This is a genomic window from Kitasatospora sp. NPDC004669, assembly GCF_040609455.1.
Classification (GTDB): domain Bacteria; phylum Actinomycetota; class Actinomycetes; order Streptomycetales; family Streptomycetaceae; genus Kitasatospora.
On sequence record NZ_JBEXKB010000076.1, the window covers coordinates 1 to 25,557 of the forward strand.

22 protein-coding genes and 2 pseudogenes are annotated in these 25,557 nt (G+C 70.6%); 14 read left to right on the forward strand and 10 right to left on the reverse strand.

Annotated elements, in window-relative coordinates:
* Positions 1 to 390: 390 nt before the first annotated feature.
* Complete coding sequence (locus tag ABZW30_RS38845) at positions 391 to 1,149, forward strand: hypothetical protein (protein ID WP_355676005.1); 759 nt, start codon at positions 391 to 393, stop codon at positions 1,147 to 1,149.
* A 32-nt stretch (positions 1,150 to 1,181) separates the two neighbouring features.
* Positions 1,182 to 2,087, forward strand: coding sequence for an AMP-binding protein (locus tag ABZW30_RS38850; RefSeq protein ID WP_355676006.1), 906 nt, complete (start codon positions 1,182 to 1,184; stop codon positions 2,085 to 2,087).
* A gap of 428 nt (positions 2,088 to 2,515) precedes the next feature.
* On the opposite strand, the gene ABZW30_RS38855 is transcribed toward ABZW30_RS38850, so the two are convergent.
* The 6 genes from ABZW30_RS38855 to ABZW30_RS38880 all read right to left on the reverse strand — a co-directional run bounded on the left by ABZW30_RS38855 (position 2,516) and on the right by ABZW30_RS38880 (position 9,913).
* Positions 2,516 to 3,148 carry a DUF4360 domain-containing protein gene (locus ABZW30_RS38855; RefSeq protein WP_355676007.1) on the reverse strand — a complete coding sequence of 211 codons (633 nt, stop codon included), beginning with the start codon at positions 3,146 to 3,148 and terminating at the stop codon, positions 2,516 to 2,518.
* A 717-nt stretch (positions 3,149 to 3,865) separates the two neighbouring features.
* Entirely contained in the window at positions 3,866 to 4,285 is a 420-nt protein-coding gene (locus ABZW30_RS38860) for a hypothetical protein (protein WP_355676008.1), read from the reverse strand.
* A 232-nt stretch (positions 4,286 to 4,517) separates the two neighbouring features.
* Entirely contained in the window at positions 4,518 to 6,200 is a 1,683-nt protein-coding gene (gene murJ / locus ABZW30_RS38865) for a murein biosynthesis integral membrane protein MurJ (RefSeq protein ID WP_355676036.1), read from the reverse strand.
* 725 nt (positions 6,201 to 6,925) lie between these two features.
* Entirely contained in the window at positions 6,926 to 7,132 is a 207-nt protein-coding gene (locus ABZW30_RS38870) for a hypothetical protein (protein WP_355676009.1), read from the reverse strand.
* A 705-nt stretch (positions 7,133 to 7,837) separates the two neighbouring features.
* Complete coding sequence (locus tag ABZW30_RS38875; RefSeq protein WP_355676010.1) at positions 7,838 to 8,566, reverse strand: aminoglycoside phosphotransferase family protein; 729 nt, start codon at positions 8,564 to 8,566, stop codon at positions 7,838 to 7,840.
* Between the two features lie 1,023 nt (positions 8,567 to 9,589).
* A complete protein-coding gene (locus ABZW30_RS38880; RefSeq protein ID WP_355676011.1) occupies positions 9,590 to 9,913 on the reverse strand; it encodes a hypothetical protein in 324 nt (107 codons plus the stop codon).
* A gap of 612 nt (positions 9,914 to 10,525) precedes the next feature.
* Here ABZW30_RS38880 and ABZW30_RS38885 point away from each other — a divergent pair.
* The 8 genes and pseudogenes from ABZW30_RS38885 (at position 10,526) to ABZW30_RS38920 (ending at position 16,639) form a co-directional block, all read left to right on the forward strand.
* On the forward strand, positions 10,526 to 11,125 hold the full coding sequence (locus tag ABZW30_RS38885; RefSeq protein ID WP_355676012.1) for a hypothetical protein: 600 nt from the start codon (positions 10,526 to 10,528) through the stop codon (positions 11,123 to 11,125).
* A gap of 222 nt (positions 11,126 to 11,347) precedes the next feature.
* The gene (locus ABZW30_RS38890) at positions 11,348 to 12,049 is read left to right on the forward strand and encodes a hypothetical protein (protein WP_355676013.1); all 702 of its coding nucleotides are present in this window, start codon (positions 11,348 to 11,350) and stop codon (positions 12,047 to 12,049) included.
* 151 nt (positions 12,050 to 12,200) lie between these two features.
* Positions 12,201 to 12,611, forward strand: a pseudogene (locus ABZW30_RS38895) (integrase); the annotation flags it as partial.
* A 376-nt stretch (positions 12,612 to 12,987) separates the two neighbouring features.
* Positions 12,988 to 13,506: a hypothetical protein gene (locus tag ABZW30_RS38900; protein ID WP_355676014.1), complete on the forward strand. Its 519-nt coding sequence runs from the start codon at positions 12,988 to 12,990 to the stop codon at positions 13,504 to 13,506.
* A gap of 333 nt (positions 13,507 to 13,839) precedes the next feature.
* Positions 13,840 to 14,688, forward strand: a complete 849-nt coding sequence (locus ABZW30_RS38905; RefSeq protein ID WP_355676015.1) for a helix-turn-helix transcriptional regulator — start codon at positions 13,840 to 13,842, stop codon at positions 14,686 to 14,688.
* A 246-nt stretch (positions 14,689 to 14,934) separates the two neighbouring features.
* Complete coding sequence (locus ABZW30_RS38910) at positions 14,935 to 15,609, forward strand: ATP-binding protein (protein ID WP_355676016.1); 675 nt, start codon at positions 14,935 to 14,937, stop codon at positions 15,607 to 15,609.
* Entirely contained in the window at positions 15,606 to 16,040 is a 435-nt protein-coding gene (locus ABZW30_RS38915) for a hypothetical protein (RefSeq protein WP_355676017.1), read from the forward strand. Before ABZW30_RS38910 ends, ABZW30_RS38915 begins: the two co-directional genes overlap by 4 nt.
* Positions 16,037 to 16,639, forward strand: coding sequence for a hypothetical protein (locus tag ABZW30_RS38920; RefSeq protein WP_355676018.1), 603 nt, complete (start codon positions 16,037 to 16,039; stop codon positions 16,637 to 16,639). Before ABZW30_RS38915 ends, ABZW30_RS38920 begins: the two co-directional genes overlap by 4 nt.
* 42 nt (positions 16,640 to 16,681) lie before the next feature.
* Here ABZW30_RS38920 and ABZW30_RS38925 read toward each other — a convergent pair whose 3' ends face one another.
* The 3 genes and pseudogenes from ABZW30_RS38925 to ABZW30_RS38935 all read right to left on the reverse strand — a co-directional run.
* On the reverse strand, positions 16,682 to 16,867 hold the full coding sequence (locus ABZW30_RS38925) for a hypothetical protein (RefSeq protein ID WP_355676019.1): 186 nt from the start codon (positions 16,865 to 16,867) through the stop codon (positions 16,682 to 16,684).
* Between the two features lie 672 nt (positions 16,868 to 17,539).
* The gene (locus ABZW30_RS38930; RefSeq protein ID WP_355676020.1) at positions 17,540 to 18,568 is read right to left on the reverse strand and encodes a hypothetical protein; all 1,029 of its coding nucleotides are present in this window, start codon (positions 18,566 to 18,568) and stop codon (positions 17,540 to 17,542) included.
* A 291-nt stretch (positions 18,569 to 18,859) separates the two neighbouring features.
* Positions 18,860 to 19,084, reverse strand: a pseudogene (locus tag ABZW30_RS38935) (Tn3 family transposase); the annotation flags it as partial.
* A gap of 362 nt (positions 19,085 to 19,446) precedes the next feature.
* On the opposite strand from ABZW30_RS38935, the gene ABZW30_RS38940 reads away from it, so the two are divergent.
* Positions 19,447 to 19,806, forward strand: coding sequence for a hypothetical protein (locus ABZW30_RS38940; protein WP_355676038.1), 360 nt, complete (start codon positions 19,447 to 19,449; stop codon positions 19,804 to 19,806).
* A gap of 98 nt (positions 19,807 to 19,904) precedes the next feature.
* Here ABZW30_RS38940 and ABZW30_RS38945 read toward each other — a convergent pair whose 3' ends face one another.
* The gene (locus tag ABZW30_RS38945) at positions 19,905 to 21,881 is read right to left on the reverse strand and encodes a GDP-mannose 4,6-dehydratase (RefSeq protein ID WP_355676037.1); all 1,977 of its coding nucleotides are present in this window, start codon (positions 21,879 to 21,881) and stop codon (positions 19,905 to 19,907) included.
* Between the two features lie 145 nt (positions 21,882 to 22,026).
* Between ABZW30_RS38945 and ABZW30_RS38950 the strand changes: the two genes are divergently transcribed.
* The 3 genes from ABZW30_RS38950 to ABZW30_RS38960 all read left to right on the forward strand — a co-directional run bounded on the left by ABZW30_RS38950 (position 22,027) and on the right by ABZW30_RS38960 (position 25,161).
* Positions 22,027 to 22,713 (forward strand): response regulator transcription factor, encoded by a 687-nt coding sequence (locus ABZW30_RS38950; RefSeq protein WP_355676021.1) that lies wholly within the window; start codon positions 22,027 to 22,029, stop codon positions 22,711 to 22,713.
* The gene (locus tag ABZW30_RS38955; protein WP_355676022.1) at positions 22,710 to 24,086 is read left to right on the forward strand and encodes a HAMP domain-containing sensor histidine kinase; all 1,377 of its coding nucleotides are present in this window, start codon (positions 22,710 to 22,712) and stop codon (positions 24,084 to 24,086) included. The genes ABZW30_RS38950 and ABZW30_RS38955 overlap by 4 nt, the downstream gene beginning before the upstream one ends.
* 286 nt (positions 24,087 to 24,372) lie before the next feature.
* A complete protein-coding gene (locus ABZW30_RS38960; protein WP_355676023.1) occupies positions 24,373 to 25,161 on the forward strand; it encodes a replication-relaxation family protein in 789 nt (262 codons plus the stop codon).
* Positions 25,162 to 25,557: the final 396 nt, after the last annotated feature.

A 25,557-nucleotide genomic window follows, 5' to 3' on the forward strand; every position in this document is an offset into this window, starting at 1 on the left:
GTTGGCGGCTGTGGCGAGCTCTGTCGGCGGGGCGAAACGCCGCTCCTCCTTGAGCAGGTTGGCCAGGCTCTCGTTCCTCAACGCGCACTCCTCATGCTGTTCCTTGCGTTTCTTGCGGGAAGGTGACCTCCCGTTACCACTCATCGATCATCACGGGCACCGGGAGGCCCCCCGTTCACCTCCGGCAGACCTCTCGGTGCCGGGAACGAAACCTTTCGGTGCTTCGGGGGCCGCAGTCCGGCCCGGGGGGCCGCCGGCCTTCGGTGCGGTGGACCGAAACTCCGTCACCCGGCCAAACCCTTCGGTACCGACCGTCATCCTCCGCCGCTCCGTGACGACCTAGCGTGACCGCCGGCCAGTGACGGTACGGCGAGGCAAGGAGAACGACGGATGACGCTGCGCAGGGCAACCACGGGACGGACCGCACCCGACCGGCAGCGGGACCGGCCGCGCGCCGCCCTCACCGCCACCGCCCTCCTGCCCGGCCTGCTGCTGCTCGGCGGCTGCGCCGCCGCCGAGCACGGCGAACCGGCAGACCCGCCCTCCCACGTCGCGACCAGCCCGAAAACGGCGGACGGCGCGCTCCCGGGCGGCCTGGGCGATCCGGCCACCGCGCCCACGGGCACCCCGGTGTTCGGCCCGGACGGCCCGGGCTCCCCCTCCTACGGCGGCCTGGGCACCCTGACCTCCTGCCACTCCGGGCGCCGCCTGGCCGTGCTCGACGCCCCGCCCACTGAGGTTCCGGACGGCGCCCCGGTCGGCGGCACGGCGCCCACCGGGGCCAATGGCGAGGAGTGGCTGGTCTGGACCGAGCCGGACGGCGGCCTGGTGGTGCAGGCCCTGCTCTCCAGCGGCGCGCCCGTACCCCGGCTGCTCACCGCCGAGCCGGCCGGCACCGCGGCCGTGCGGGACGAGGCCACCGCCGGCACCCCCACGGCCGCGGCGCAGAGGTGGCAGCTCACCGATCGTCGGCCGGCCCCGGGCCGCGCCACGGCGGATCGGTCCGCCGACTGTGTGCTGATCAGGACCCAGGACGGCGCGGCCTGCCTGCTCGACCACGGCGCCCAGGCGCCCTTGGTGGTCGGTGACTGCACCGCGCGCGAGGCCTGGTGGAGCCCCCAGGGGCTGAGCGCCCCGACCGGAAGCTGACTCTGTCCACCCTCTCCCGACCGGAGCCCGCCATGCCCTCCACCAGCACCGCCGTCCACCCGTCACGGCCGACCGCCACGGGAGAGCCGGTGGCCCTGTACGCCGTCGACGCCGCCGGCATCGAACGGGCCGTCACCCACCGCGAGCTGGCGGAGCAGGTCGACCGGGCCGCCGCCGCGATGCGCCGCCTCGGTGTGCGCGCTGGCGACCGGGTCGCCCTGCACCTGCCCCTGGGCCCCGAGGCGGTGGCCGCCCTGCTGGCCTGCACCCGGATCGGCGCTGTCGCCACCACCCTCACCCAGTGGCCGTCCCTGCGCGACCACCCCTGCGACGAACTCGCCGTGCGACGCCTGCGCCGGATCCGTCTGCTGGTGACGACCGGTGAGGTCAGCGGGGAGCTGCTCCCGCCCGTCCTGGTGGCGCCCACGGACGGCGCGTGGCCCGGGCCGGCGCCCCAGCCCGCCGATGCCTCCCCCGCAGCCCCGACCGTCGAGGAGCGAAGCACGGCCCTGCGGCTCGGCCTCCACGGCCCCGATGACGTCTACTGGTGCGCCGTCGACCTCGACTGGCTGGTCCGCCACCCGGCCGCCGTCTCCGCTCCGCTGGCCCTCGGGGCCGCCCAGGTCGTCTGCGCGGACGTCACCAACGTCACCCACCAGCGCCTCTGGGCGACCCTGCACACCTACGGAGTAACCGTGCTCCACGCCCACCCCGACGCCCTGCACGACGTCCTCTGGCGCTCCCGGCTCACCGACCCGGACACCCCGGACGCCCCCGAGCTGCGCCTGATCACCCCCACACCGGACGCCGGTACCGCAGCCACTCCTGACTACTGGTCCTGGCACCGGGCACCCGAGGGCTCCACCTCCGGCTGGCACCTCCAGCACGGCCCCAACCCCTGGTCCCCCCTGCCCACCACCGACCGGCTCCGCCGTTGACGCGGGCCGCACGCCTCACGCGTCCACCGGGGCCGGCCCGGGGCAGACGTCCCAGCGCCCCGGGGCGAGACTCACCACCCCTGCGCCGGAACTCCCCAGTTCAGGTCAGCGGCCTGCGCCGGGGTGAGACGCGGTCAGGAGCGGCGCCACCAGGAGCAGCGCCGCTTCGCATCGGCGGCCGCCGCTTCGGCGGCGGCCTGCTCGCGCTCGGTCTCCTCCCGGGCGCGCTGGCCGGCGATCGCGCGCAGCACGGCGATCTGCAGGGCCAGGCGCAGCAGTTCCTCGGTGGTGCGTTGGGAGCGCAGGTCGGCGACGGCGGGCGGGAACGGCGAAGGGGCGGCCCGAGCGCGGGCCGCCCCGACACAGTGCTACCACCGATTGCGAGAGCCGTTGGCCTGGACGCACCCGCCGATCGCAGCGCCAGGAGATCACCGACACTGCTTCCAGGCCAGGTGGTAGACGGTTTTGATACTGCCGTCCGTCGAATCCATCTCCATGAAGCTGGTGGCGCTCGGGCTCGAGGTGCCGCGTTCGACCTGCAGTTCAGTGTTGATGTTGAGGTTGCGCTCCTCCCCGCAGGGGGCGAAGACCAGGGCGGCGACGGGCACGGTGTCGGTCGTTTGCCAGTTGCCGGTGAACCCGCCCTTGAAGTGATGGGTCGAGTTGGTGGTGTGGGGGTTGCCCTGGAAGTGGTAGCTGGCCCGCTGGGTCCCGGACGCACCCGGCGCCAGTGACGCGAAGCCGCGGTAGTCGGCGGACACGATCGCGTAGGTGTAGCCACCGGGGACGTGCACGAGAAGGTTGAGCTGACAGTTCTTCCGGAAGTCGGTCGGAGCCGCGCTGGGCCCCACCAGGGCGAGGTAGTTACTGTAGGTGACGGTGAAGGCGGTGTTGTCAGGGGACACAGCCACGGCGGCCGTCCCCGTCGGGCAGCCGGAACCGTTGACCGCCACGCTGTCGATGACGATCGGGGTCGGCGGCGGGGGCGGGTTGCCGCCGAAGGCCGACGAACCGAACAATGATGTGGCGACACCAGTCGCGGCCAGCGCGCGGAGCACCATGGGCTTCCCTTCGATCGTCCACGGATCCAGGGCGGGCGTTGCTTTCCGAGCCCGACCCCCGGATTTCACGTGGGCATCGCACCACACGTTGCGTGTCCGCGTACAGAAGGTGACGCTCCAGTCACTCAAACGGCCTTCAGGGTGGAGACCTCGTGCACCATGGACGGGGACAGGGCGGCGCGCGAGCTCGGATACACCCATCGGCAGACTCAATCTGCTCTACCGCTACATCACCCAGGGGCTCGCCGAGGGTGACAAGCCGGTGGCTCTCCACCAAGCGGTCATAGATGCGCTGGGCAGTGTGCCGCTGTTTTGGGAGGAGCGTCCAGGTCGGCCCGCAGCATGCCGTCGATCAGCGACTTGCACTCATCCGCGGGTTCACCTCTCCTCACAACAAAGCGCCTCGCGCCCCCCCCCCGAGCGACAAGTCACAAGCATGACAGGACACCTGACGGAAAAATCATGACAAACCCGAATTGGATACCCCGATCCGATCACTTCGAGGTAGCGAGGTCATGAGAGACCTCGTGTGTCGCAGCGGCCTCACGCGAGCCGGCGAGAGTGTGGATCCTCAGCACGGTGGACAAGTTCGGCTGGAACTGGACACCGCCGTCCACCAGCTTCCCCGTACCGCTGCTGCCGAACGAAGATCACCCGCCGTTTGACAAGCCGTAGAAGCCAACCGCCAATCCGATGATCGAGGGCCGGCGGGCGGACTCAGAACGCCGGTGCGAACGCGTCCTCAAGGCCCTCCGCCAGGCTGCCGAGAACGGCACCGAGATGAGTGTGTCCGTGATCGCTCGCGCCGCAGGTGTGGACCACACCTTCCTCTGCCGGCACCGCGACCTGTTCACCCAGATCCACACGGCTGCCAGCGAACCGCCGGGCACAAACGGTGCGGGCCCGTTGGTCAGCCGGGCCTCGCTCCAGGCCGACCTGGCCAGCGCCAACGACCGGACTGGACGACAGGCGACCCGGATCCGGCACCTGGAGCACAAGCTCACGGAGTTGCTCGGCAAGCAGGTCCGGCTTGAATCCGGAATCGGCGTCCCGGCAGACATCGAGCAACTGCACCGCCGTATCACGACCCTGGAGCAGCAGGTGGTAGATCTCACCGCCCAGCTCGACGAGCGTCACGTCCGACGGCCGCCCGGCTCATCGTCGCCCATTCCGACAACACCCCGCTGGGCGTCCTCGCCCTCAACGACCAAGACGCCGAGTTCCCCACCGAACGCGTCCATCAGATGTCGGCCGAGCCTTGCCCCGACGGTTCCCAAGAGCACTGCGCGCACTACGGGGGCCTGACGGGCCGTCGGCAGCACGGGGCCTGCAGGATCTGCCGACACGCTCCGCGCCCCGTGGCTACTGGTCAGCCCAGGCCGGGCAGACTCCGTAGTTCCGAGACGCGGAGCAGACGGGCCAGCAGCACGAACAGCACCAGCATCGTGACACCGCCGACAGCCAGCGCCAGCGCAGAGCCGACGACCGGAGCAGGGAAGGCACCGGAGCAGATGCGCGCCACCGCCCAGCCGACAGCGCTGGCGGCCCCCGCCGCAGCCATGAGCTTCCCGTACGTATGCACGAGTCGCTTGCCGTCCAGGCGGCCTTCCAAACGGCGCCGCAGCCTGAGCCCGGTGACGAACAGGCCGCCGGCGTAGGACGCTGCATAGGCGGCTGCCATGCCGATGACGGCCCAGCGCGGGGGCAGGAAGAGGTGGCAACCAGTGGCCAGGATGATGTCGAGGCCGGAGATCCAGACCGCCATCCAGAAGGGGGTGCGGGTGTCCTCGAACGCGTAGAAGCCGCGCAGCAGCAGGTACTGGGCGGAGAAGGGGACCAGGCCGAGTGCGAAGGCCTGCAGCATCTGGCCGAGTGGCTGTGCCGAGGCCGCACCGCTGCTGCTGTAGGAGAACATCACCGTGGCGATCTGCGGGCCGAAGGCCAGGAGGAAAAAGGCGGCCGGGACGATGGCCACGCCGGTTACCCGCAGGCCCCGCGACAGGTCCTCGCGGACGTCGCCCAGGCGATGCTCGGCCACCGCTCGGCTCATCCGCGGCAGCATCGCGGTGACCACCGAGACTGTGATGATGCCCTGCGGGAGCATCCAGATGTTCTGCGCGAAGAAGTAGGCGCTGTTGCCCGCGCCGGCCTTCGGCATGACCGCGTCCACCGCGTTGGCGTAGCGCGTCACCACTGTCAGGGCGACCTGGTTGATCCCCACGAACAGCAGGGTCCAGCGCGCCGCAGCCACGCTCTTGCCCAGGCCCGTGCCGCGCCAGTCGAAGCGCGGGCGCCACCTGAACCCTGTTTCGGCGAGATAGGGGATCAAGCAGACCGCCTGCAGAGCGATCCCGATCGTGGTGCCGATCCCCAGCAGCCGCACCTCGGCCGGTGTCACGGACGCGGCGTCACCGGGAGCAGGCACGAGCCACCGGTACAGGCCGAACATGGTGATCAACACGATGTTGTTCAGGACCGGCGTCCACATCATCGCCCCGAACCTGCCGCGGGCATTGAGAACCTGGCCCAGCATGAAGAAGAGCCCGTAGAAGAAGATCTGCGGCAACAGGAACCGGGCGAAGGCCACCGTCAACTCGAACAGCTGGTGATTGCCCGGCGTGTCCGGCATGTAAAGGCTCACGATCCACGGAGCGAGCACCACGCCGACGACGGTCCCGACCGCAAGTACGCTCAGCACCAGGGTGACCAACCGCTGCTCGTGGGCCTGACCGCCATCAGCATGCTCGGTACGCGCCCGGACGAGCTGCGGCACGAGCACCGAGTTCAGCGCACCACCGATCAACAGCGTGTAGAGACTGGTCGGCAGGGTGTTCGCCGTGTTGTACGCGCCCCCGACCGCCAGCGTGCCCAGCGCGGCGGCCTGCAGCATCAACCGGAACATCCCTGTTCCGCGCGACACCACGCTGCCCGCCGCCATCAATGCGGACGAGCGCAGCAGGCCCCCGGACGCGGCCCCCGAACGACGCCTCGCATGACGGCGCCGCCGAGAATGATCCGTCCCCGCGGCCGCTGTGCCCCCTTGATCAACCATGGCCTCAACTCTAGAGCCCCGATGATCACTTCGGAGATCGGTGTCGAAAAACGAACGAATGACGACAGGCACGAAGGGCGTCCATTGAACCCGGGCTTTTCGAGGCCTGTTGGCGACTCGGATCCAATCAGATCCGATGGTGGCTGATGGCAGGGTTTGCCGACAGCTGAGGGCTGTCCCGTCATTGATCTTTGAGGTCCTCGGGACGCATTCGGTGCCGGGTGGATTGGCGGAACCTTGGGCGGCCACCATGCGGAGGTCACCGCTCCAGCTCTCGCAGCGGACGCTTCCTGACGTGAAGTCCAGCTCAAGCGCTATACGCCCCGTTATCGGCTCCCACTCCTCCCGGACTTCGAGCACGGTATCCCCGACACGGCCCGCGAGCCCGGTCTCCTCGCGAACAGGCAGAACGTCGATCCGTCCCCAGTCGCCCATGTCATAGCCCTCGTACGGCAGAGAAGCTTCAACGACGAGGCACCAGTCCGTTCCGCTCATGACGTGGGTGGACGCGCCTTGGTCATCGATCAGCCACAGGTCGACAGGGGCGTCGGAGCGCCGTCCTTCATACACGTGCCACGACGCCACAAGCTGCACAAGCCGACGCCCGATCAAGGACGCGGGATCGATGCCGGGCCCGTGAGCAGGGCAGCCGGGGTTCGAGAGCGCCATCCGGGGACCGTACCGCGGTCGCTCGCGCCGGCTCACCTGCTTATACGGGACAGCCCTCAGGCCGGGCCCATGATGGCGTCAAGCTTTCCGACGACCTTGCGGAGTTCGCGGCCTCCACGCGGTGACATTGCTCGGATCACGCTGTCGAGCAGAGCCCGGCCTTCGAGCGGGTTGCCGCAGCAGTACCAGTGCACGTTGCCGAACTCGTCGTCGTGCCAGAGTTCGCGTTCGGGGCGGTGGACGTAGTCCTTCCACAAGCGCAATGCCGCGCTTGTGTCTCCTGGCTGGAGGTAGTTCCGTGTGCGTTCAAGGCGAACGATCTCGGACAGTGCTCGCGGGGAGAGGCGGTCGATGGCCGGCCTTGAGCGCTGTGGCTGCTGTCGGTCCGGGAGCCCGGCCCGGATGTGTCCTGGCCGCCTACGCGGCATGGACCTTTCGGTTGCTCGTCATGCCGTACATGGTGCCACGGCCTCGAATGCCATCTCGAGTGGGTTCGCTCGTCTGGGGATTCGCCGGACGAGTGGGCGGCCTTCTTCGCCGCCGCGCCCTTCGCCTCTCCGGCCGGGGCGGCCAGCGGCTCGATACCGAGGACGGCCATGCGCTCGCGCTGCGCCTCGCGGAGGCCCTGCCAGATGGTGTGCTGGCGCTGCCGCTCGAGCCACCTGCCGACGTCGTGCCCGTGGACGGTGACTCCAGGCAGCAGATCTGTCGGCTGCGCCCCGCCTTCGACGCATCTGCGGATGGCGGCGTAGTGGCGTTGCCAGTCCAGCGGCCAGGTGGGGTTCCAGCCCGGGTCGGTCTCGGCCAGCGCCTCCACTGTCGCGGCTTGGTCTTTCTGCACAGTGATGGGGGCCTGAGCTGGTAAGTGGTCAGTGGTTGTTGTCGTTCCGATCTTGAGGGGTGCCAGTCGAACGGTCGTCTCGATCCGGTGAGCGTGACTGCTGTCGTGGAACCGACACCCACTACCGCTATTCGATCAAATGCCGGTTGGCCCGGCTCCACGCGACACGATCTCGAAGCTCGTCCAGATGGCCTTCGGCAACCCAGGTGGCCTGGGGCTCGTGGCCCTGCTCGGCGAGGCGGCGGACAGCGTCGATGCCCTCTTCCTGAACGGCAACAACGGCGTCGACCAGCCCCGCCGTGTCAGTAACACCGTACGCACCGGCGAACACCTCAAGGCGGCGACGCCGGTCGGGCGGCTGGGGGTAGCGCAGCCAGCGCACGCACTCGGCGTCATCCCGGAACGGAGCGGCGTACTCGAGCGCGTAGGCGACATCGTGCAACCGCTGCGCCGGACGGGCGTGGTCCCAGTCGAGGATTCCGATCGGCTGACTGCCGCACCAGACGACGTTCCACGGCCCGAAGTCCCCATGGCAGATCACCTCATCGCCCACAGGTCCGGCGGTCTTGGTGGACCAGCAGGTTGTGCCGGGAGGGCGGTAGCCGGCGACGGCGTCGTGGTACTCGCGCAGCAGGCGGGCGAAGGCGATCAGGCCTCGGTCATCGACGACTTTGGCCCAGCCGTCCGGACCGGACTCGCCACCGATCCAGGTCAGAACCTCCCTCCCCTGCTCATCGAAGCCGAGCACACGGGGTGCTCGCTCATAACCGACGGCCTCAAGATGACGAAGCAGCCCGTGAACCGCCGGTGTCCACGGCCCTACCGGTCGGTGCACCGTGTTGCCGATCCGCTCCACGCGGCCAAGGTCTTGTGATGTCACATGGCGAAGGTGACGAAGTGCCGGCCGGGACGCAACTGACTATCGGATCCTGGCCGCCCATCCCACCCAGCAGACCGCGCCCGGCGCCGCCCAGGAGGCCACCGTTTCACCCCGGGGAGAAATGCGGCCCGACTCTGCCGACGCCCAGGGCAGCGTCGGGGCGGCACCCGCCGGCCTGCCCGCGCCCCGACCCGCCGCGCCCGGTGCCGAAGCACCCGCCGAAATGCTCCGGGGCGAAACCTCGGCCCCCGAGGCGCCGGCGGCACCACACGCTCCGTTCCGACCTCGACAACCCGATGCCGAAACCCTGCCGCCCAACCCCGCACACCATGGCTGAACAGCGAAAAGTCATACGCCACAGACGGATTGCGGATGCCTTCGCAGTGAGCGCGGGCGGGCGCCCTTCCCAATCGGTGCAGTAGGCGCAGCTGCTGTGATGCGTCGTGAGGGAGCGTGTCCTCGGGAGCGGCGAAGAACCGGTGGGTCGTTTCGGTGGCGGTGGGCGCTTCCGCCAAGCCTGCGTAGATTTCCTCGAAATGCTCGTCGATCCATGCGACGAGGTCGGCGTCGAGGGACTCCTCCGCACCGACGGCCCGTGCGAGATCCCAGGTGTGGACGGTACTGTCCGTGATCCTCACGGCGAGTGCCTGCCGCCCGGTCACCGGGCCCAGAGATAGTCCAGGACCCGCTGCATGGCGTGCTCACCGGGACTGGACCCGTCGCCCCGGTGGCCACTGCTGGCCCTGCCACGAGAACCACCAGGAACAGCAGGAGAAGCAGGCGGCCGAGGCGCTCGAGCGCCTGGAAGCCGCCCGCACGGCGAACGCTTCGCTGCGCTCGTGCTGGACGTTTCGGGCTCGATCGACGGGAAGGAGGGCTCGGAGCTGGCGCTGCGGGAGGAAGCCGGCCCGGACCGTCTGGAGTGTCAGGGGTACGTGGAGGCCCGCGCGGCGAAGGACTTGGGCCCGCTGGTGCTGCCGGGGAGCCGTGCGCCTCGACTCAGGTGAAGGTGATGACGAGCACGGTGGCCGCCAGCAGGAGGACGACCGTCAACGCCGGCGCACCGGGGCGCCCGCCGGGCCCGGAGGTGACGGCGACCCACGAGACGACGGGGACCGCCGGCGAGAGGACGACCGCCAACCACGCCACGGTACCGGTGGGAGCCCCGGCGACCTCGGCCCCCCAGACGGTCGTGAACATCACCACCAGCCAGGCCGTCGCGGTCAACACCGCCCAGGTAGCGCGCGCAGTCCACCGCTCGACCGGGTCGGCCGTGTGGAAGTTGGTGCGGGTCATCGTCCAGATCCGGGGCAAGTTCGTCACCGGAACATCCTGTCGAACAACACTGCCAGGTACCAGGGACGGACGTGCACCGCTGGAGGCGGTTCCCCGCTTCGGCCACACCCGCGTCGGATACCCGCCCGTCGCCCTGGTCGTCACCGACGCCGGACCGGTGGCGCTGGCTGGATCTCGACCGGGGGAGCGGGCGAAGCGGCCTCTGAGCGGTTCTCAGCCAGTGCCCGGGTACGCGGGGTCGGTGCCAGCTGGTGTCGGGTGTTCCCCGGTTGCGGTCGCGGGGCCGGGGTTTGTGGTGGGTTTCGGCGAGGTGGTCCAGGCGTACGGTGCCGAGACAAGCGCGGGTGATGCGTTCAGTGCCGTCCAGGATGGCGGTGAGGGGGGGCTTCACGGATGGGGTGGGCGGGCTGCTCCTGCTCGACGCGCGCGGACGGATCCTGGCTGCCAACCTGCGGGCCGAGGATCTGCCGGGTCGCGGAGCCACGGCGATGGCGGGAGCGGGCAGGATCGTCTCGGCACTGCTGTCCTCCTTTGGCTTGTGACCTGCCGGTTCCGCCCAACCACGGCAGGCCCAGGCCGTAGAGTCAGTGGGTGCCACCGCACCTGCGGTCGGACCCGGAAACCATGAGCGAGGTAGGTATGACCACCACATTCGAGACGCGTGACGGCGTCGAGTCCACCATCACCCTGCTGGAAGGCGAACTCCCCGCGCTCCAGGAGCAGCAGACGCGTCTGGAGAGCGAGTTGAGTGCTGTCACCGGGCGTCTGGAGGCGGTGCGGGCCGCCCTGGACAGTCTGCGCTCGCTCGCGGCGGTGCCCCCACTGCAGCCGGCGCCCGCCGCCCCGGCCGAGGCTGTCGAGGAGGGGCGCCCCGTGTCGGCCGAGCACCTTGAGGCCAGGGCGCCGCGCGCCCGAACCCGCGGCGCGGTCAAGGCGCGTTCGGTCGGCGGCAGGAAGCGAGCTGAGGCGGACAAGCCCGTCCGGGCGAGGAAGACCGGCAAGGCGAAGCCGGCCCCGCAGGCCGCCGCAGCCCCGAAGGCACCCCGTACGACGGATGCCGTCGCGAACTTCCTGGCCACCGCAGGTGAACCGGTTCGGGCCCGCGACGTCGCCCTGGCCCTGGGACGCGAGGACACCCCGAACGCCGTCAACGCCGTGCGCACCGCACTGGAGCGACTCGTCAAGGCATCCCGCGCACAGCGGGTCGGCCGTGGCCTGTACACGGCCACCGAGCACTGAGAGTGCGTTAAGTCCGTTTATCTATGGTTCGTGATCGCGATTGTTCGTGTGAACGCCAGTCGTACTGGCGTGCCGGTCGGGGCTTGGGTGATGTTCTGCGGTGCATGGGGAGACAGGCGTATCCGAGCGACGTGACGGATGAGCAGTGGGGACCGGTCAGGCCGGTGATCGACTGGTGGAAACCGGAGCGCACGGCGCAGTGCGATCCGCTAGGGTGCGGCGGTGACCGCTCTGCTGCCCGGCACCGTGATGGCCGCTTGCCCGCCCGTCCCTCCCGAGATCGCCACGCCCCTGGGGGCACTGACCTTCGCGACCGAGATCAATGGCTGCGAGCTGCCTGCGACACCGCTGCGAGCCTTCCGACTGCCGTCCGGTGCGGTGGTCTCGCGCTGGAGCACCAGCAGCGCCGACGTGGAGACCGGCCTCGGCCGGTACGTGGAGGAACCGATCGGACCGGTCGAGCTGACAGACTGCTGGGCGCTGCTCTGGCGGGTGTCCGCACGGGTTGCCCTGCCGGGGGTCGTGGTGACGGCGACGCTGCCGGTCGGGGCTCAGGGCGTCGCGAACCCCGGCCAAGGCATCGCCGCCGTAGAGTTCGACGCCGATGACGTCCGGCTCTCGGTCGGCACCCGCGACGAGGAAGACCTGTGCGCGGGCCCGGGTGCGCCCCCGCGCTGGGAGTCCCTCCTTCCCCAGGTGTACAAGCGCAGGCACTGGCCCCACTGGGGCGTGAACGTCTTCGAGAACCGCGGCCTGCGCTGGCAACTGCCCGAGCTGGCCGCGGGCGAGCAATGCGACCTGTCCTTCGCCGCCAGCTGGCGGACCGTCACCCCGAAGGACGCCGACGACCAGTCGACCTGGTTCGCGGTCGGCATGCCCGTCGACATGACATTGTGTCAGGCCGACAGCGCCGGACTGAGGTGAGCGGTCCGTCAGGTGCAGCGAACAGCCCGGCGGCTTTGCGAGTGCCGATAATCATCCGCCAGGTCACGGCCCTGATCGATCCTTTCTGAGGTAACTGTCCATCGCCCTGCGGTCTTCACCTGGGCAGAGGCGGGCGGCATCGTGGTCGGTCGTGCTACTGCGCCTGGCCTGTCTCACTGTCACCAACACATTCGCCCTGCTGCGGCTGCTGCCGAGGAGCGACCGTGACAAGGACATCGAGATCCTCGCCCTGCGGCATCAACTGCTGGTCCTACAACGGCAGGTCGGCAAGCCCGCCTTCACCGACACCGACCGCGCGATCCTCGCCGGCCTGCTCCACCACCTCCCGACGGACAAGCTGCGGCACCTTCTGCTGCTGGTAAGCCCCGACACGATCCTGCGCCGGCGCCGCGACCTGCTCGGACGACGCCACGCTGCCACCTGCGTGCCCGAGCGCCGCGGGCACCCGCCCACGATCCGATCGATCCGCGCCCTGATTCCGGTCCTCGCACGCGAGAACGCCTCATGGGGCTACCGCAGAATCCAAGGCACCTTGAGATCCGCCGACGAGACCGGTTCGGAGGAACCCTGCACGAATACCAACATGCCGCGTGAGCAGGCCGGATGATGTATCGGCACCCGCACTGCCCTGGCCGCCGCCCAAGGGCTGGAAGCAGGGGCTTGCCGAACGCTGGGAGGCCGAGCAGGCCTCCGCCGGCTGATCCGTGCGTGCGGTCGTCATCGGGCACCCGGGTCAACCCGCCGTGCTGCATCAGGGGCTGAACTTCACGGGGCGGGGCACCGGGGCCGGTCCCGACCGTTGCGGGTGTCCGTAGGCGTGCCGGCTCGTTCGCGCACGCAGTCGGTAATGCTGCGGCTACGGTGGCCGGGTCCGGGCGGCCGTGCCCGGGCCACGCTCGCGGCGAAGGGGGACCACCGTGTCCAACGCACTGCTCCAGCCCCGCTACTGGCTCGCTCACGCCCTGGACTGGCCGCAGACCGGCGGCCCGTACCGGGAGTGCGCCCAGGCGCTCGCCCCGTCGATGGTCCCGAGGCAGATGGTGTCCCGGGACGTGGCCGACGTCCTGGCCGTCGCCGACGCCTACCAGAAGGAGCAGCCCACCCGGCGACTGGTGTTCTTCAGCGACCTGACCCTGTGGCTGGACCAGCAAGGTAGCGACTGGACCCGGCGCGGCACGCGCTGGGAAATGGCCCTCTGCGACCTGGAGGAGGCCCCCGCCCCCGCGCTCTTCCTGACCCTCAGCCAGTACCACCACGCGATCCTGGGCGACGCCGGCCGCGAGGGGGCGACGATGTACTTCACGGACGGCCGGGTCGAGAAGGTCACCCCCGAGGACCGTGAAGTGGCGCGCACGTTCATGCAGCAGACCTTGGAGCGGGACTGGCCCGGCTACATCGGCGGCCTGATCGCTACTGGCAAGATCCGCACTGCCTGACCGAGTCGAGGGCCCGAGGCCGGGCCTCGGGCCCGTTGTGCGGTGCGAGTCGCACGGCTGCGCCCGCGCGCTCTTGACGGATCGTCAGCCAAGCGAAACGGTGGGGCCGCAAGGATCCGCAACCGGCTTGGCAGGAGGAGCGGTCATGGCACTACGGTTCAGGGGCATCGACCCGGACACGCCCAACGGCGGGTCTCCGACCGTGTGGTTGGAGGACGAGAGTGGTGAAGATGGTGACCGGCGCCTTTGAGGCGGTCTGGGACCGGGCCGTCCCGCACGCGCAGTACACCGTCTGACCAACCCAATCCGACCACCCGCCGGGCAGCCGGCACCATGTCGTCGTCCCCGTCGTCCAGCGTCATCGAGGCGCGCAAAGCGCTCGCCGCCCGGCTGGTCGGCCTGCGTAAGGACGCGGGCCTGACCGGCGACGAGCTGTCCGCCCGCTGCGGGTGGCACCCGGCGAAGACCTCCCGGATCCAGAGCGGCAAGTCTGCTCCTTCCGAGGACGACCTGCGCGCCTGGTGCGCCGCCTGCGGCGCCGGCGACCAGGTCCCCGATCTCATTGCCGCCGCCCGCGCGGTCGACTCCATGTACACCGAGTGGCGCCGCATGGAGCGCAGCGGGCTGCGCGCCGCCCAGGAGTCCGTTGCCGCCCTCTACCGTCGCACCGGGCTGGTCCGCGTCTACGCCAGCCGCGTCATGCCGGGCATGGTGCAGACCCCCGAGTACACCACCGCCGTCCTGCGCTCGATCCAGCGCGCCCGCGTCGAGGTCGACGACGTCGCCGACGCCGTGGAAGCCCGGCTGGAGCGTCAGCGGATGCTGTTCTCCGGCCGGCACCGCTTCGGCCTGCTCATCGAGGAGTGGGTGCTGCGCGCCGCGGTGTGCGACCCGGCGACGATGGCGGCCCAGCTCGGCCACCTGCTCGCGGTTTCCTCCAGCCCGTTCGTCAGTGTCGGCGTGATCCCGACCGGGCCCGACCGACCACACCTGCCGGTCGAGGACTTCTACATGTTCGACGAGGCCGAGGTGGCCGTCGAGCTGACCTCCGGCTACCTGCGGATCACCCAGCCACGCGAGATCGCCGACTACGTGCGCACCTTCACCGACCTGGCATCCATGGCCGTCCACGGGGCCAGTACCCGTCAGCTGATCACGGCGGCGATAGCCACTCTCGGGTGACTTCGCGCAAGATGGCGCAACCTCGTTGAGGGCCCGCCAGCGGACTCCCTACCGTCGATCCGTCGCCCGCCGTGACGGACCGGACACCCGGAACCCGGCAGGCGAGCCGGGACCGCTGCGCGGGCCCGCGCAGCCGTCACCGCCGACGAGGGAGCGGAGAGCCGCCGTGGCCACGCACCCCATAGCCCGCCCACCGGCCACGGCCGCGGCCGCACCTGGGCGGCGCCGGCGCGTGCGAGGTTCACGGTGACCGCCGCCGTCGAGACCCCGCCGCGGCCCCCGGCCGCCGGCTCCGTGAAAGTGTCGCTGCCCTACGAGCCGCAGTCCGCCGCCAAGGCCCGCAGCCTGGTGCGCACCACACTTCCCGGGTGGGGGCTGGAGGACTTGGTCGAGGCCGGCGAACTCGTCGTCAGGGTGCTGGTCGGCAACGCCGCGAAGACAGGATGCCGACGCCGGATGACGGTCACCGTCGAGCGCGTCACCGACCGGTGCGTGCGGATCAGCGTCCGGGACGGCTCCCGCACCCTGCCCTGCCTGGTCGAGGCGGGCCCCGCGGCCGAGTCGGGCCGCGGTCTGGCCCTGGTGCACCACCTGACCGGCGGGCACTGGGGCGCGACGTTGGAGACGTTCGGCAAGACCGTCCACCAGTACTACGCGCACCCGCGCTCTCAGCCCGGCGTAGGCCCACCAGCGCCCCGGTGCGCTGGGGCGGTCCCCTACTCCTCCCGGTCCCCGGGAGTGCACCATCACAGCGACGACGAGGAGGTCGGCATGGACATCGACGGAGGCCACGGCGGCGGAGGCTTGGGCGGCGGTGGCGGCGAGGGGGACGGGCACCCCGGTACCCCGTGGACGCCGCCGTCCGACCCGCCGTCCCCTGACGGCACCACCCCGCCCGGAGACGGGGGACACCGCAAGTGACGCTCGCACCTGAGCAGGAGGACCGCCCCGCGCCGGGGCGGTCCTTCCCCGTCGCCGACGCGTGGGCGCCGGCCTTCGGCGCCGTCCCGCGCTCGCTGTTCCTGCCGGACCTGATCTGGGCGCACGACATGGCCACCGGGAAGAGCCGGCCTCTGGAGCGGACCGAGGACGAGCAGGGCTGGCCGGCGGCGGCCGCCTCGGACATCCCGATCGTCACCCAGTGGGACGACGGCGAGCACCAGGGCGCCGAGCCCGGCACGGTGCCCACCAGCTCACTGACATGCACGCTCTACGTGCGAAGGTTCGCCTCGACGCGGCTCTGGAGGGCCTTGCAGTCTTCCGTGGGGCGACCGCCCACCCCGAGGAGGCCAACTGCGAGTGCCACTGGGGCAGCGCGGAGGAGCTCGCTCTCCTCAAGGTGCCGGACGTGAGGCTCGATCCCGACCTCCTCCGGCGGACCTGGCAGCCTTCGGACTGGCGCGACCACGGCTCGGTGCTCCGCCGCATCCTGCCTCAACTCGCGGGCGCTCTCATCGACAGCCGATCGGAGTCGTTCGGGTACCGGGATGACATCGGCCTCTCCTTCGCCCGCGGGAACTGGCAGGAATGGCCTCGGGAGCAGGCCGCGGCCGTGCGGGAGTTCCTGCACGCGTTCTGGGCCCACAGCCTCGTCACCGCCGGCCCCGTCGGGCACATCTCTCTGACGCTTGCCCTGTGCGTTGAGGCGTCCGGCGAACTGAGCCCGTGGCTCGGCGTCTGGGAGGCGCTGGAGCACCCGATGGCCGACCGGAACCTCGCGGAGGCAGTCGACACGTGGGACTACGACCTGCTCGCCGACGAACTCCCCTGGAGCACCTGGTACGACAAGGACGAGAAGCTGGCGGTTCTCACCACGTGGCTCACCCGCCATGCCCCCGCTCGGCTGAGAACGCACAACGCCCCGGACGACCTGCTCCAACGCCTGCGGCTGATCGGCCTCACCGGGCCCGCCCGCTGGCACGATCCACACTGGCCCGGCTACAGCTACTGACAGTGCGGAGAAGGTCGGGCAGGATCCGGCCAATCTTGCGCTCTACGTCCTCGACCTCGGCCATGGTGACTGGCGGGAACAGCAGCCCGCGTGGGGCAGGGAGGTGTAGCCGCCGTCGACCAGGTGCTGGTCGGGCTGCGGGCCCCGGCGTTTCAGCCGGCTGTGGATGCCGGGCAGGACTTCGGTGTCGGCTCTGGTGGCCGGCGTGGTGGCCACGTCCGTGATCACGTTCGGGCTCCTGCCCGAGCAGGTTTCGGTCACGTGGGCCAGGAACCCCGTCCAGTGGGTCACCTGCCCGCGGCGTGCGTAGCGGGCCGTCGGGTCGTAGGGCGAGACGATCCGCTTCGCCGACGGTGGCAGACCGCTGCCGTCGTCGTCATCGCGCCCCCGACAGAGTCAAGCTCAACGGCGATCGGTCCCGGGCATGGTGGCGTCCACCGCTCACGTGGTGGACGCCACCACGGCCGTGCCGACGGTACAAGGCAAGCCGGACACCGGCCGATCACTCCAGCGAGGGCTACCCGATCGGGCGCGTCCCGGCCAACAGAGCCGACGGTGACACCCGTCAGATGCCGCTGAACCAGGTTCGCCACCGAGGGCCCCTACCGTGCGGAGGGTCGGACCCTGTCTGTCACCAAACCCTGTCGGCAATCACCATCGGATCTGATTGGATTCGAGCCGCCGCGAACCCCCGGATTGCACGGGTTCATTGGACACGTCGGCCGCCTGTCGTCAAACGTTCGTTGACGACAGGCGTGCGGGGCCAGCCCTGGGGTTGTTTTGAGGGCGTTCAGACTCTGCTGCGCAATTCCTTAGGTCATGTGCTGATCACATCGCGAGGTGCCCCCTGGGAACGCTCGATCACTCACACGGGTCTGAGTGGCCGCACTCGCGCACGTGTCATGCCTGGGGCTTCTGCAGCCAGTCCGCTTCGGTGGTCCAGAACATTTGGCGCGCACCGAGGTAGTCGTGGGCGAAGTCCGTGAACCGTTCGCGGGTGTACGGCTCACCCGTCTTGGGGTCTTTGGCGTTGATGTCGGGTTCCTGAACGGCCATCGCGACGAGGGGAAGGGCATCCTTGTATTCGTGGAGGAACTTGTAGGAGTTCTCCATCTGGTACTTCCGGTCCGGCAGGGTGTCCGGTCCTCCTATGCCGATCTTCTGGTCCCTGGCGAGGTCGAACATCTCCTTCATGCGCTTGTGGTCGTCGTCATCCGGCAGGAAGTTGATGTACTGGATGAACTGTGTCCTGGTGAAGACCTTCTTGCCGTAGCGCATGTTGTCGATCTCGGCATCGATGTAGGACTTCGAGGTGTACTCGGTCTGATCATTCTTGGTGTCCACCTCGACCGCGGTCTCCGGAAGGTTCACCCCGGCGAGCTTGCCGTCGAACTTCTCCGCCATCGCCTTCAGCATGGCCTGGAAGTCTGTGCGTACCTCCTTGTTCCACTGCGCGGCCATGGCTCCATGGGTGGTGGGGTTGTCAGGGTTCTCATCGACCGTCGGTGCGACCCCGCCCTCGTCCTTCACATATTGGGGAACGCCGACGTCCTTCATGGCTACATCGAAGAACCGATCCTGAACCTGGACGAACAGTTTCTTGTGGCGTTCCTGGAGATACTTCAGGGCAATGTCCAGCCGCGACCACTTGTACTCCCCCTTCTTCCCCTCAAGGGCCTTCCAGGGCACCACCACCTGGACGCCGCCGATGTCCGTACGGTCAATCATGGCCTTGACCTCAGGGTCCTCGCCGGACGTCGCATCCTCAAATGCGCCAAGCGACATGTACAGATTGTTCGTCACCTTTCCGGGGGACATCGAGACGGCGGCCTGGTCGCGGGCGGGAGCCGCGGCGGCCACCCCGACGGTGGCCGCCAAGGTCATGGCCGTGAGGACAACAGATCCGACCGCACCACGTTGCATCATCATGAACAAGAGGCTAAGGGAACGTTCTAAGCGAAAGATAAGAGTCTTTGCTGTCACTCCCGGTGTCAGCACTCACCGCCGCCGACCTGACAGCCCGTAACGAAGTGTTGGTTTTCTCGTGGACAATTTCCGCCTTCCGGAGCAACCCTGTCATCTTCTCGGCGCGAGGTTGCCCGGGCGGCGTGGAGGCGGCACAGCCGTGCGGGTGACCGCAAGGTCCACCGGAATGGTTCCCGGACTGAGGTTGAGATGCCTATCGCCTCGTTCGAGCGTCAGTGAAAAGCGATCTTCGGGTTATTCCGCGTTTTCGTCGCCCTCGTCCAGTTCGACCGTGTCCGGGTCGCGCAGCGGGCGCAGGGCGCCAGCGGCCGGGACGCTGGCGGTGAAGCTGTAGCGGCCGAGTAGGTTCAGGCTGCGGTGCTTGAGCGGGGAGAGGCGCGCGATGTCCTCGTCGTGGATTTCGTGGCCCTCGGCCTGGAGCTGGGCGACGGCGGCGTCGATGTACCGGGCGGTCCACAGGGTATCCGGGGAAAAATTAGCGATGCATGACGTTTATGCAGGTAGAACGCTTGAGGTCGCGTCCGGCAGGGGGAGTCGTGGTGACGATCAGTCGTTCACGTGGGGCGTGCCTCCGCATCCATGGCAAGGTCGTGGCGGCAGTCACCGACCCTGATGCGATGAACTTTGGTGTGCAGCCGCCTCTGTCACGGACAAGGTGGCGCTCAGCCGATCCAAACGTTCCTCGGCAGTGGTGGACAACCCCGACATGAAAGGCCACATCCCTCCTGGAAGGAAGCGCTCCCAGAGACGGAAACGCGCGCGTGATGCGAATGTACCCGTGCGAACAGATTGCTTCCGGTAAGCCCCGCCAGGAAGCCGAGGTGTGCGCCCAGCAGCGCCTCCTGGTAGCCCGTGAGGGCAACGCCGCGCTGCGGCCGTGTTGGTGGTGCCGGGGCTCGATCGACGGGAAGGCGGGTTCGAGGCTGGAGCTGCGGGAGAAGGCCCGCCCGGACTGGCTGGAGTGCTTGGGGTGCGTGAAGGCCCGCGCCGCAAAGGACCCGCTGGTCACTGGGCTCAACAGCGCGCTCGTCGAGCGGAAGGGGCAGGAGCAGGACGAGGCCGGCCTCGCGGAGACCGCCGAACTCCGCTACGGCATGGCCTTGTTGGCTGAGGGTGGGCGCCCGGCTGAGCCGGCGCGGTTCATCAAGCTGCCGGCGGACCGGCTGGAGCGCGCGCTGTAGGCGACGCGGAGCGGCGTGGCGGCCCGCCGCCCGCACTGGCCGGCATGGCCGGCATGGCCGGCCAGTGCGGGCGACGGGGCGTGGTGTCCGGGGGGCGGTCAGACCTGGTAGCGATCCGGTGCGAGCAGGTGCAGGTGCTCGGCGACCCAGTCGGAGGTCCGGCGCAGTCCCTCGGCCAGCGCCACCCGCGGCTGCCAGCCGGCCAGTTCGTGCGCCTTGCGGTTGTCGGAGAGCAGCCGTTCGACCTCGCTGCCGCCCGGCCGCAGTCGGCTCGGGTCGACCACGATCTCGGCCTCCCGGCCACTGGCGGCGATCAGCGCCTTGGACAGGTCGCCGATCGAGACCTCGCTGCCGGTGCCGAGGTTGATCACCTCGCCGATCGCGCGGTCGGCCCGGGCGATGGCCAGGAATCCCTCGGCGGTGTCTGTCGCGTACGTGAAGTCCCGCGTGGGGGTGGTCGAGCCGAGCCTGATCTCCCGGGCCCCGGCATGGAGTTGGGCGAGCACGGTGGGGATCACCGCACGGGCCGACTGGCGCGGGCCGTAGGTGTTGAACGGACGCACCACCGAGACCGGCAGTTCGAAGGCGTGCCAGTAGGAGAGCGCCAGCATGTCGGCGCCGATCTTCGAGGCGGAGTACGGGGACTGTGGTTGCAGCGGGTGCTCCTCGCTGATCGGTGCGGTGATCGCGGTCCCGTACACCTCGCTGGTGGAGGTGTGCAGCAGGCGGGCCCCGTGCCGCAGGCAGGCGGCGGCGACGTTCTGGGTGCCCACCACGTTGGTCTGCACGTAGGCTTCCGGGGCCAGGTAGCTGTACGGGATGCCGATCAGCGCGGCGAGGTGGAAGACGGTGTCGCAGCCGGCGACCGCGTCCAGCACCCGCCCTACGTCCCGGACGTCACCGGCGATCATCTCCACGGCGCCGTCGGGCTCGGCCAGGTAGCGGGCCAGGTAGCCGCGTTCGGCGTACGGCTTGTAGTGCACCAGGGCCCGGACCCGGGCGCCGCGGGTCACCAGCAGGTCGGCGGCGCGCGCGTGGTCGCCCGGGTCGGCCGCCGCCGCCATCGCCGCCAGCCGGGCCGGGTCGGCGAGCAGCGGCTCGACCAGCGCCGCCAGCCGCTCGCCGGTGCACTCGCGGTCCGGTAGCAGCAGGCCGGCGCCGGTGTCGGAGAGCACCCGGGCGTTGTGCGTCTGGTGGTCGTGCGGCGCGTGCGGGTAGGGCACCAGCACGGCGGGCATCCGGATGCTGGAGAGCTCCGCGACGGTGGCCGAGCCGGCCCGGCAGACCATCAGGTCGGCCGCCGCGTAGGCGAGGTCCATCCGGTCCAGATAGGCGACGGCCTGCGCCACCGGGTTGCCGGCCAGCCGGGCGCGGACCTCCGTCAGCGTGGCCGGGCCGGTCTTGATCAGCAGCCGCCTGTCGGTGCGGTGTCGCCAGCGTTCGGCCAGCTCGACGGCGGCCGCGGTGAGCCGGGCGGCGCCGAGGCTGCCGCCGTTGAAGACCAGCAGCCGGGCGTGGTCCGGGACTTCGAAGTGGCGCCGGGCCTCGGCGCGCAGCGCCGCCCGGTCGAGCCGGGCCACGGCGCCGGTCAGCGGCATCCCGACGGTCTGCGCCGAGAGGCCGGCGGGCAGGTGCGCGCGGGTCCGGTCGAAGGCGAGCGCGATGTGCGGGGTGAGCCGGGCGGCGAAGCGGTTGGCCCGCCCGGGCACCGCGTTCGACTCGTGCACCACGCTCGGCAGGCCGGCCAGCCGGGCGCCGACGATGACCGGTGCGCTCGGGTAGCCGCCCATGCCGACCGCCACCTGTGCGCCCTGGGCCCGCAGGATCTCCTGGCACTGCCGGCCGGAGCGCAGCAGCGCCGCGGGCAGCAGGTAGCGGCGCAGGCCGAGGGCCGCGTCGAACGGGATCATGCCGACGGTGTGCAGCCGATAACCGGCCTCCGGGATCAGCCCGGTCTCCAGCCCCCGCTCGGTGCCCACGAAGGAGATCACCGCTCGCGGGTCGGCCCGGTGCAGGGCCTCGGCCAGCGCGAGGCCCGGATAGATGTGCCCGCCGGTGCCGCCGGCTCCGATCACCACCGACAACGGTCGGTCCGGGGGTGCCGTCCGCCTGCCGCGCCCGGTTCGCAGGCCGTGCCTGCCGTGTTCTGTCCGCATGGCACCGCAGCCTGCTGAGCCGATCTAAGAGGGTTCTCAGAGTCGATTTGAGAGGGTTGCCCGCATGAGCAACGGGCAGAGGGTGCTGGTCGTGGACGACGACCCGGAGGTTCGCGCCGCCGTCGAGGACGGTCTGGCGGTCGAGGGCTACCAGGTGCTGGGCGCCGCGGACGGACTGGCGGCACTGACCGAGGTGGCCCGCTGGCAGCCCGACGCCATGGTGCTCGACCTGATGATGCCCGCCCTCGACGGCCTGGCCGTCTGCCGCCGGCTACGGGCACTGGGCGACCGGATCCCGATCCTGGTGCTGACCGCCCGCGACTCGGTGAGCGAGCGCGTCGACGGCCTCGACGCCGGCGCGGACGACTACCTGGTCAAGCCGTTCGCCCTGGACGAGCTGACCGCCCGGCTGCGCGCCCTGCTGCGGCGCAGCGCACCGGCGCCCGAGGAACCCAGCTACCAGTTCGCCGACCTGGTGGTCGACCCGGTCACCCGCACCGGGACCCGTGGCGAGCGCCCGGTGGACTTCTCGCGTACCGAGTTCGCGCTGCTGGAGGTGCTGCTGCGCCACCCCGGCCAGGTGCTGCCGCGCGAAGTGATCATGGAACGGGTCTGGGGATCGGACTTCGGGCCCGATTCCAACTCGCTGGCGGTGTACGTCGGTTACCTGCGCCGCAAACTGGAGGCCGGCGGCGAGCCGCGGCTGGTGCACACCGTGCACGGGGTCGGGTACAAGCTGGACCGGCCGTGACGGCGCACGCCCGCTGGCGCCGCCGCCGCCCGCTGCGCACCCGGCTGGCGCTCACCTGCACCGCCGCGGTCGCGGTGGTGGCGCTCGGGATCAGCGCGGCGGCGTTCAGCATCGTCCGCTACGAGCTCGACAGCCAGCTGGACCAGCACCTCACCCAGCAGGCCACCCTGGTGCAACAGCAGCACCGCGGCCAGGGCCCCCAGGTGGTCTACGGCGAGTGCAACTACCTGGCCGCTCCCGCGTGTGCGCAGATCGTGCCCGCCGACCCGGGCAGGGACCCGGCCCAGCCGTACCTGTTGCCGGTCACCCAGGCCACCCGCCAGGTCGCGGACCGGCTGCGCGGCGGCTACTTCACCGACCTCACCATCGGCGGCCACCCGGCCCGGATACTCACCACACCGATGCTCACGGCGCCGTCCGGCACCCGGCAGGCGGTCCAGGTGGCGCTGCGCGCCGACAGCGTCCAGGAAGGGGTGCGGCAGGCCGGCGAGCTGATGGCGGCCGTGGCGGCGGTGGGGGTGCTGCTGGCCGCGGCCCTCGGCCACACGGTCGCCCGCACCGGCCTCGCCCCGGTCACCCGGCTGACCAGGACCGCCGAGCGGATCGCCGACACCCGCGACGCCGGGCTGCGGATCGAGCTGCCGCCCGGCCGTCGGGAGGACGAACTGACCAGGCTGGCCGGCAGCTTCAACACCATGCTGGGCGAGCTGGAACAGTCCGTGGCCGCCCAACGCCGGCTGGTCGCGGACGCCTCGCACGAGCTGCGCACCCCGCTCACCGCGCTGCGCACCAATGCCGAACTCCTCTCCCGCGCCGACCGGCTGACCGACAGCCAGCGCGAGCGGGCGGCCGCCGCGCTGCGCCGCCAGCTGCGCGAGGTGACGGGCCTGGTGAACGACCTGATCGAGCTGGCCCGCGACGAGGAGCCGCCCCCGCTGCTCGAAGAGGTCCGGGTGGGCCCGCTGGTCGAGCACTGCGTGGCCGCCGCGCGCGACCACTGGCCCGCGATCCGGTTCGACCTGGCGAACGACGCCGGGCAGCGCACCGTCCCCGGCGTGCCGGCCCGGCTCGCCCGACTGGTCTCCAACCTGCTGGACAACGCGGCCAAGTTCAGCCCGGCGGGCGGCACGGTCGAGGTGCGGCTCACCGCCGAGCTGGAACTGACCGTCCGCGACCACGGACCCGGCATCGCGCCGGAGGACCTGCCGTACGTCTTCGACCGCTTCTACCGGGCCTCGGCCGCGCGGGCGCTGCCCGGCTCCGGGCTCGGGCTCGCGATGGCGCGCCAGATCGCCCAGGCACACGGTGCCCAGCTCACCGCCGAAGCGGCCCGCGGCGGCGGCGCCCTGTTCCGATTGCAGCTGCCGAGCTGAGCCAGGACCCCTGCCGGGCGCCCGGGCGCGGCGCGCGGGCCGACAACGGGCTTGGCCGCTGTCAGGAGCGCCGGATATCCCTCAGAGGCAGCAGCGACCACGACCACCGGGAGAAGCCCGTGAGCACCCATCAGCGCCCAGCCCAGCCCGACGACCACAACGACGGCCACGACCAGGACGACCGGCGCGGCCGGCCGGCGACGGCGGGCAGCCGACCCGGCCGGTCCGGCGGGGCCGGACCGCGTACCGGCGCGGCGCCGACTACCCCAACGGCTCGACCACGAGCTTGCGCGCCGACGTCCTCGCCGCGCTCGGTGTCCTCAAGGTCGCCACCGCCGACCGGCTCCAACGGCTGCTGCGCCCGCAGGCGGCGTCGAACAGGGCGGTCCGGCGGGCGCTCGGCGACCTCGCGCTGCACGGCCTGGTCGCCTCCGACGGCAACAGCAAGGACCGGCACAAGACGTGGCGACTCGAAGGCGCCGCCGGGCTGGACGCCGTTGCTTCGGTACTCGGGATGGTCCGCTGGGAGATGGGCGGCACGGCCTGGGGCGCCGGCCGCTCCGGAGCCCAGCACGCGATGGCGGTCAACGAGACCGTGCTCGCCTTCGTCCTCGACGGCACCGCGCCCGGGGCCGCGGGCGGCGTCGGCACCGTGCGCTCCTGGTCCACCGAGACCGAGTTCCCGCTGCCCGGCGGCAAGCGCAAGGTGCGCCCGGACGGCGTGTGGCAGGCCCCGGAGATCGGCGTGCCGGTCCTCACGGTCGAGGTCGACCGCTCCACCACGGCCCCCGCCCCGGGACGCGGCGAAGTTCACCGCCTACCGCGAACTGTTCCGCGTGAAGGCCCGCGACAACGACCCGGCCCTGGCTGGCGAGGAGAGCGCCGGCCGCACGGTGCACTGGTGGTGCCGGGCCTACCCCGGGCACACCCGAGCCGGGTACCCGCCAGTCGCCCTGGTCTTCACCGCCGCCGGGTCGCCGCTCTGGTCGGCCCCGCCGGGCTGCCGGAAGATTCAGAGAACCCCTCGTCCGATGTGGAGGCGGTCGGCCCTCCAGTGGGGCTCTGGGCTGTCTGACGTGACGGCCGCCTGGTCATCGTGTGGTCCGTAAGACCTTCAGACAGAGCGGTGCGGTCACGGTGGTGGGTTTCGTGCTGGTCGCGTGGGCGCCGGGCTGATGCCTGACAACCCCTGGCCTGCGAGCAGGTCGGCTGGGCGACCCTTTCCGTGGTCCGGGCCGGTGTCTCCCGCCGCATGGTGCTCGTCAACGGTGCCGTCGACCTCCTTCTCGGCGCGGTCATCGTGGTGACCAAGGCGGCACTCGCTCACTGACCGGCGCTCACGCATCGCATCGCCTCCCACCTTTCGGTCGTGACCGGCGTGCCGCGGGAGAGGCGAACGGGTGGTCCCGCCGGCACATCAAGCCCCGCGTCCGTCAACAGGCCGGCCGGATGTGCCTAACCTGGACAAGGA